9 protein-coding genes are annotated in these 6,581 nt (G+C 62.1%); 5 read left to right on the forward strand and 4 right to left on the reverse strand.

Annotated elements, in window-relative coordinates; genetic code table 11:
• The 4 genes from Q0R02_RS05720 to Q0R02_RS05735 all read right to left on the reverse strand — a co-directional run.
• Positions 1–995, reverse strand: a 995-nt coding sequence (locus Q0R02_RS05720; protein ID WP_293881556.1) for an FtsX-like permease family protein, incomplete at its 3' end; no start/stop codon positions are given.
• A 33-nt stretch (positions 996–1,028) separates the two neighbouring features.
• Positions 1,029–1,202: a hypothetical protein gene (locus tag Q0R02_RS05725; RefSeq protein WP_293881557.1), complete on the reverse strand. Its 174-nt coding sequence runs from the start codon at positions 1,200–1,202 to the stop codon at positions 1,029–1,031.
• Positions 1,199–2,542, reverse strand: coding sequence for an efflux RND transporter periplasmic adaptor subunit (locus Q0R02_RS05730; RefSeq protein WP_293881558.1), 1,344 nt, complete (start codon positions 2,540–2,542; stop codon positions 1,199–1,201). The genes Q0R02_RS05725 and Q0R02_RS05730 overlap by 4 nt, the downstream gene beginning before the upstream one ends.
• A gap of 151 nt (positions 2,543–2,693) precedes the next feature.
• Positions 2,694–3,392 carry a VIT family protein gene (locus Q0R02_RS05735; protein ID WP_293881559.1) on the reverse strand — a complete coding sequence of 233 codons (699 nt, stop codon included), beginning with the start codon at positions 3,390–3,392 and terminating at the stop codon, positions 2,694–2,696.
• Between the two features lie 277 nt (positions 3,393–3,669).
• Between Q0R02_RS05735 and Q0R02_RS05740 the strand changes: the two genes are divergently transcribed.
• The 5 genes from Q0R02_RS05740 to groEL all read left to right on the forward strand — a co-directional run.
• Positions 3,670–3,924 carry a hypothetical protein gene (locus tag Q0R02_RS05740; protein ID WP_293881560.1) on the forward strand — a complete coding sequence of 85 codons (255 nt, stop codon included), beginning with the start codon at positions 3,670–3,672 and terminating at the stop codon, positions 3,922–3,924.
• A gap of 4 nt (positions 3,925–3,928) precedes the next feature.
• Positions 3,929–4,636, forward strand: coding sequence for a ribose-5-phosphate isomerase RpiA (gene rpiA / locus Q0R02_RS05745; protein ID WP_293881561.1), 708 nt, complete (start codon positions 3,929–3,931; stop codon positions 4,634–4,636).
• A 128-nt stretch (positions 4,637–4,764) separates the two neighbouring features.
• Positions 4,765–5,319, forward strand: coding sequence for a GNAT family N-acetyltransferase (locus Q0R02_RS05750; protein WP_293881562.1), 555 nt, complete (start codon positions 4,765–4,767; stop codon positions 5,317–5,319).
• A 180-nt stretch (positions 5,320–5,499) separates the two neighbouring features.
• A complete protein-coding gene (gene groES, locus Q0R02_RS05755; protein WP_293881563.1) occupies positions 5,500–5,787 on the forward strand; it encodes a co-chaperone GroES in 288 nt (95 codons plus the stop codon).
• Positions 5,788–5,882: 95 nt separating this feature from the next.
• Positions 5,883–6,581: chaperonin GroEL (groEL, locus tag Q0R02_RS05760; protein WP_293881564.1), on the forward strand; the 699-nt coding region annotated here is incomplete at its 3' end.

The raw sequence follows: 6,581 nt of genomic DNA on the forward strand, positions 1-6,581 counted from the left end.
TCGAGCCGCGCCGCGCGCAGAGCCGGTGCGGTGGCCGCCAGCAGGCCGGTTAGCGGCGCCAAGAGCAGCGTCACCACGAACAGCTGCTGATCGAGAACCAGGGGGAAAAGCTGCGTTCCATCCGCCTGGCGCACCAAGGCATGATACCAGACCAGACCGCCGATCCCGACGCTGCCACCGATAATAGCGCCGACCAGTCCCAGCAGGGCGCCCTGGACGAGAAAGATGCGCAGGATCTGTCCTCTGGTGGTGCCCATCGCACGCAGGATGCCGATATCCTTGGATCGCTGAATGACCGACACCACCAGGACGGCAGCGATGCCGAACGCGACCGAGAGGCCGACAAACAGGCGGATCAGGGTGTTTGAAGACTTCTGGGCATTCACTGCCGTGAAAAATTGCGCATTGGTTGCGATCCAGCTTTCGGCGCGCACCGGGTTCGCCGCGGCGATCTGGCGGGCGAGCGTTTCGGCGGCGTAGATATCGGTAATTTTCAATTCGATCGTTGTGACGGCGCCAACCCGGCCGCGGAGCGATTGGGCCGTACGCAGAGATACGTAGCTGTTGCGCTCATTTGACGCCTTGTTGCCGAGGTCGAACAACCCCGAGATGCGCAGCACCGCTGTATTACCGGTTGCCGCCTGGATGTTGAGTTTGTCGCCCCGGGTAGCCCCAAGATCATCGGCGAGTTGGGTGCCGACGATGATCTCATCGCTCCCCAGCGTGGCTTTGCCAGAGACGATATAATCGGGGACGCGGATGATGCGGAAATAGCTGTCGGGTTGCACCCCGGTAAGGCTGATCGCACGGCTCGCATCACCGCGCACCGCGAGCGCTGAACCCGACATTGTTGGGGCGGCCATCACGATGCCGGGCAACGTCATCATGCGCTGCTGGACCTTCTGCCATTGATTGATCGAGACGATCCGCTGCGCCGGACGCTGGACAACCGGATCTTCGATCTCGTGATCGGTACCGCGTAAGGGCCGAGCCACCTGGTCCGGAGGAAGTAGCTGGATTTGCGCGGACTACGTCAGAACCCGGCTGAGGAAGTTGACCTGGAGCCCTGAGAGCAGCGCGGACATGAAGACGATCACAGCGACGCCGATCGTGATTCCCAAGATGATGAACATGGTCTGGAGACGCCCTTCGCGCAGAAACCGAACAGCGGCGATCCACTCGAACGGCAGCAGGCGGTTCATCGCGTCCGGGCCCGGACCCGGTCGCCGGCGACAATCGATGCAGTGGTTGGAATCGCTGGGTCGCCCGCGACCAGACCGCTCAAGATCTGCACTTGCAGATTGCCTTGCAGACCGAGCGTCACATTCTGTCGCGTCGCGTGGCCATTTCGGACAGTGAGCACCCAGGGATTGGCGGACAGAGTCTCGTGGACGGCATTCCCCGGCAGGACGAGCGCGGCCTTTCGCCGGGCGGTCTCGATATCGACGGACACGGTCATGTCCTGCCGAAGATAGGCGGGCGGATTGACGACGGCGAGCTTAACGGTCGCCGAAGCGCGCGCGATATCGATGCCAGGGTTGATGAACACTACCGTCGCCGGAAAATGGGCGTTCGGATAGGCGTCAGCCGAGGCCAGTGCCGGTTGGCCGATGCCGACTTTGCCGAGATTGCGCTCATTGATCTGGAGGACGAGTTGCACGCTGCCTGTCGGAGCAAGGATCATCAGCGTTTGCCCGGGAATGACAACTGTGCCGCGCTCGACGCTGCGCGCGATCAGAACGCCGTCGCGCGGGGCTAGGATCGCCGTATAGGCAAGCCGGGAGGTCGCGGCTGCGTAGCCCGCACGCGCCTGACCGAGTTCCGATTGGGCGGTCGCATAGTCGCTGCCGCCGACCTGCGCGCTACCAACCTGGGCTTCAGCCGTCCGCACCTGCGCGCGCGCCATGTCTAGGTTCTTCTGCGCATCGTCGAAAGCAGCGCGGGTCACGAACCCCTTGCGCATCAATATTGCCGTGCGGACGTAGATCTGTTGCGTGCCCAGAAGGCTGGCGGCAGCCGAACGGCGCGCTTCGAGCGCTGTTGGAAGTGACACTTCGTGAAGCTGCCGTACATGCGCTTGCGCCTGCACCATGACATCGCGCGCTTGCGATTGGGTATTCGCCAGCTCATCGGACGCAAGGGCGATGAGCGGCTGACCCTTGTGGACGGTATCGCCCTCCTGAACAGCGACCTGCGCCACCGTCCCTGTCATCTGACTGGCGATGTCGACACGAAACTGGGATTCGACGTGGCCGCTGGCGACGACGGTTTCGACGAGGTCTGCCTTCCGGGCAATGGCGACCGGAACGTCGCTACCCCGCAGAAATATGAAACTCGCGCCAATAGCCGCAGCGATCAGGAGCAATGCTGTGAGCACGAGCCATTTATGCGTGCGCAGGATAGCGAGCGGACCGACGCTGTCGGCGTGGTACGTCTCATCACTTCGCGAAACTATCGCCTCCTTAGCGGTCTTTCGCGCGGGATCGGCGACAAAAGGCGCGGCGTCCGATGGCGCGACGAAAGCGTCGGGATGATCGGTCATCGGTGTTGCGTCATCCGTTCCATCCTGCCTGCGTAGAACGGAAGGCCGAGCGGATGACAGGCTCGGCATGTACCTACTGAAAGCGCCTGCTCGTGGCACGAGAGGAGCAGATTCCCGTCTTGCCGATGCGTTCAGGCGGAGCGGCTGGGTGTCAAATGACGGTCCCCACCAGCCGGCCGATACCCGCCGTCACAGCGAGGGCGAGCGCCCCCCAGAAAGTGACGCGCGCCATTGCACGCCAGATATTGGCGCCACCCGTCACGCCGCCGATCGCGCCGAGAATGGCGAGAAACAAAAGTGAACCGATCGATTCCGCTGCGATCAGAATCGTCGTTGGCGCGACGACGACGATCAAGACTGGCATGGTAGCGCCGAACGTAAAGGTTGCAGCAGAGGTCATGGCTGCCTGGATTGGCTTTGCGATGCTTGTTGTCGTGATGCCCAATTCATCACGCGCATGTGCGCCAAGCGCGTCCTTTGCCATTAATTCGCGTGAGACCTTGTGCGCGGTGGCATTGTCGACACCGCGGTCTCGGTAAATTTGCGATAGTTCCTCTCGCTCGCCTGTAAGGTCGGTCTTCAGTTCCATGCGCTCGCGGGCGAGATCGGCCTGCTCGGTGTCATATTGCGAGCTCACCGAGACATATTCGCCTGCCGCCATCGACATTGCGCCGGCGACCAGCGCTGCCGTCGCGGCGATCAGGGTGCTCGCGCGCGTGCCGCCGGCGGCAGCCACGCCCAGCACCAGGCTCGCGGTCGACAATATGCCGTCATTGGCACCCAGTACCGCTGCGCGCAGCCATCCGATCCGGCCAACGAGATGGTGCTCGGGGGTCTTGAGCCGTGTCATAAGATAGGTCCTCCTGGTCGTCCATCGCATGTGACAGTAGCGACCGGCCGTCGGCGAGTGCAGGCTCGGGAATCACCCACGCGACTATCTTGGTCGGGCCTGAGTGCTTTGACGGGCCCAGTGTCGCGTCGTCGGTCGCCCTTGCGTCTGCGAAAATGAGTAGATGCCGAGCCTGCCCCTGCAGGCGAGCACGGCTACTATGTGTGCTGCGGTGTCGATCACCCCTATCCCTGAAACCCGCCGGAGAGGCGATTTCGACACGCCGAGGAGAATTGTGATGACCAAGTCCGAGCTGAAAAACATCGGCGAAGATGTGCCGCCGAGCGCCTTGCTGACGCAGACCACCGATGACCCGGTTGACAGACCCGGTTGCGATTTTGGCGGCGCGACGGGCTTGACGACGGCGGGACTAGGGATCGGTCTGGGTGACGATTCATCGGACACGCGTCTTGAACGCAGTCTGCCTGGCCGGCGCTTCACTGGGAAATTAAGCATACCCCGCTGGAGTGGCTCCAACATCAAATCGGATTGAGGACGTGGGCTCGTTTACGCCGCCATCCTCAGACGACCTCAAACGTGCGGCGGCGTACGCCGCCGTTGCTGAGATCGCCGAGGGCATGCGTGTCGGAATTGGGTCGGGATCGACTGCCGACTTCGCGATCGAGGCGCTTGGAAAGCGCGCGGCCGAGGGCTTGCGGATCATCGCGGTCGCCAGTTCCGAAGCGTCGGCGATCGCCGCGCGTTCGGCGGGGCTCGAAGTGATCGACTTTGAGGGACTGAACTCGCTCGATCTGTGCATCGACGGTGCCGACGAAATCGATTCCGGCCTGCTCGCGATCAAAGGCGCGGGTGGCGCTCTGCTTCGCGAGAAGGTCATTGCGACCGCAGCGGCGCGAATGATCGTCGTCGTTGACCAAAGCAAGCGGGTCGGACAGCTCGGTGGTCATCGGTTGCCGATTGAAGTGCTGCCGTTCGCATCCGGCTTCGTCACCCGAACGATCGAGGAGATGACCGTGCCGGTAACGCTCCGCATGGTCGGGACCGGTCCATACCGCACCGACCAGCAGAATTTCATTCTCGATTGCCAGTTCGGCCCGATCGCGGAGCCGGTTCGCTTGGCATCGCTATTGTCGGCAATTCCGGGCGTGATGGGGCATGGCCTGTTTTTGACCGAAATCGACGCCGCTTATGTTGGGACCGCCGATGGGGTCGATCGTATTGAACGAAAAGACCGTGGCATTTGACCCTCAATCTAAGGGCCTTAAGGAGGTTTGTAGGTACATTCCGACGCTGGTGACCGATGGCACTCCCGCCCACATGATCGATCTATGCCGCTTTGCCGCGGGCCGCTTCTTCAAGCCGGCACCGGGCAATGTGGCGAACCCTGGGAGCCGACGCCGTGGATGACTGGAGCCAATATCTGACGACCCGAACAGGGTTCCGGTTTCACGTTCGACCCGCGCGCCCGGCTGACGAAGGCACGCTTGCAGAGTTCTTCACCCATGTGACGCGCGACGACCTACGATTTCGCTTCCTGACTGGACTGAATGAGGTCGGCCACGATCGGATCGCCGCCCTGGCCACAGTCGACCACAAACAAACCGAGAATTTTCTGGCCTTTGACGAACACGGGTCGACGATGATCGCGACCGCCATGCTGGCGTGCGATCCCGCGCTCGACCGCGGCGAAGTCGCGATCTCCATTCGCAACGATTATAAGCACCGCGGTATTAGCTGGGAGCTGCTGGCGCATATCGCCCGCTTTGCCGAGGCGAAGGGGGTGAAGACACTCGAGTCGATCGAAAGCCGTGAAAATCACGCGGCGATCGAGCTGGAGCGAGAAATGGGCTTCACCGCTGAACCCTATCCTGGTGACCCCACCCTCATCCTCGTTCGCCGGACGCTCGACCAGGCGACCCATGCCTAGACATTATCCCAGACGACACGAGGCCCCCGCGAGCCGGTGCCTCAGCGCGCATGACGCACCACATGCTCGTGCCCTATCAGCATTCTCCGCGCGAGAATGTCACCGCCGTGATCTGGCAGCGCTGGCTGCCCCTTTGCGAGAGCGACGCTTCGTCGCAGACCAGCGAAAGGACGGATGACCATGACATTTCGACCGTTGCACGACCGCGTCCTTGTTCGCCGGATCGAAGCCGAAGCCAAGACGGCGGGCGGCATCATCATCCCCGACACCGCCAAGGAAAAGCCCCAGGAGGGCGAGATCGTCGCAGTCGGTACTGGGCTGCGGGCCGAGGACGGCGCCGTGATCCCGCTGGATGTGAAGGCGGGCGATAAAATCCTGTTCGGTAAATGGTCCGGCAGTGAGGTCAAACTCGACGGTGAGGATCTGCTCATCATGAAGGAGAGCGACGTTCTCGGCGTGATCGGCTGACGCCGAACCACCGTCCTCTCCATCCCATTTGCGGGCCGCGCAGCACCGTCGCGCATGCGGACCGGTTTTTCCGACAAGATTAAAGGAACATGATCATGGCAGCTAAAGATGTGAAATTCTCGCGCGATGCCCGCGAAGGTATTACCCGCGGCGTTGATATTCTGGCCAATGCGGTCCGCGTGACGCTGGGCCCCAAGGGGCGCAACGTCGTGATCGACAAGGGCTACGGCGCCCCGCGCATCACCAAAGACGGCGTCACCGTCGCCAAGGAGATCGAACTCAAGGACAAGTTCGAGAATATGGGCGCGCAGATGTTGCGCGCGGTCGCGTCCAAGACCCACGATCATGCCGGTGACGGTACGACGACGGCGACGGTCCTCGCGCAAGCGATCGTCCGCGAGGGTATGAAGTCGGTGGCCGCCGGCATCAACCCCATGGACCTGAAGCGTGGGATCGATCTTGCGGTCATCAAGGTCGTCGAGGAGCTGAAAGCGCGGTCTAGGCCGGTATCGAACAATGCCGAGATCGCGCAGGTCGGCATCATCTCCGCCAATGGTGACGAGGTCGTCGGACGCAAGATTGCCGAGGCGATGGAGAAAGTCGGCAAGGAAGGCGTCATCACAATCGAGGAGGCGCAGGGCATCGAATTCGAGCTCGACGTGGTCGAGGGCATGCAGTTCGATCGCGGCTATCTCTCGCCCTATTTCATTACCGACCCCGAGAAGATGCACGTCGAACTACAGGATCCCTACATCCTGATCCACGAAAAGAAGCTCTCGAACCTCCAGGCAATG

This window comes from Sphingomonas sp. (assembly GCF_025353885.1).
Lineage (GTDB): Bacteria > Pseudomonadota > Alphaproteobacteria > Sphingomonadales > Sphingomonadaceae > Sphingomonas_O.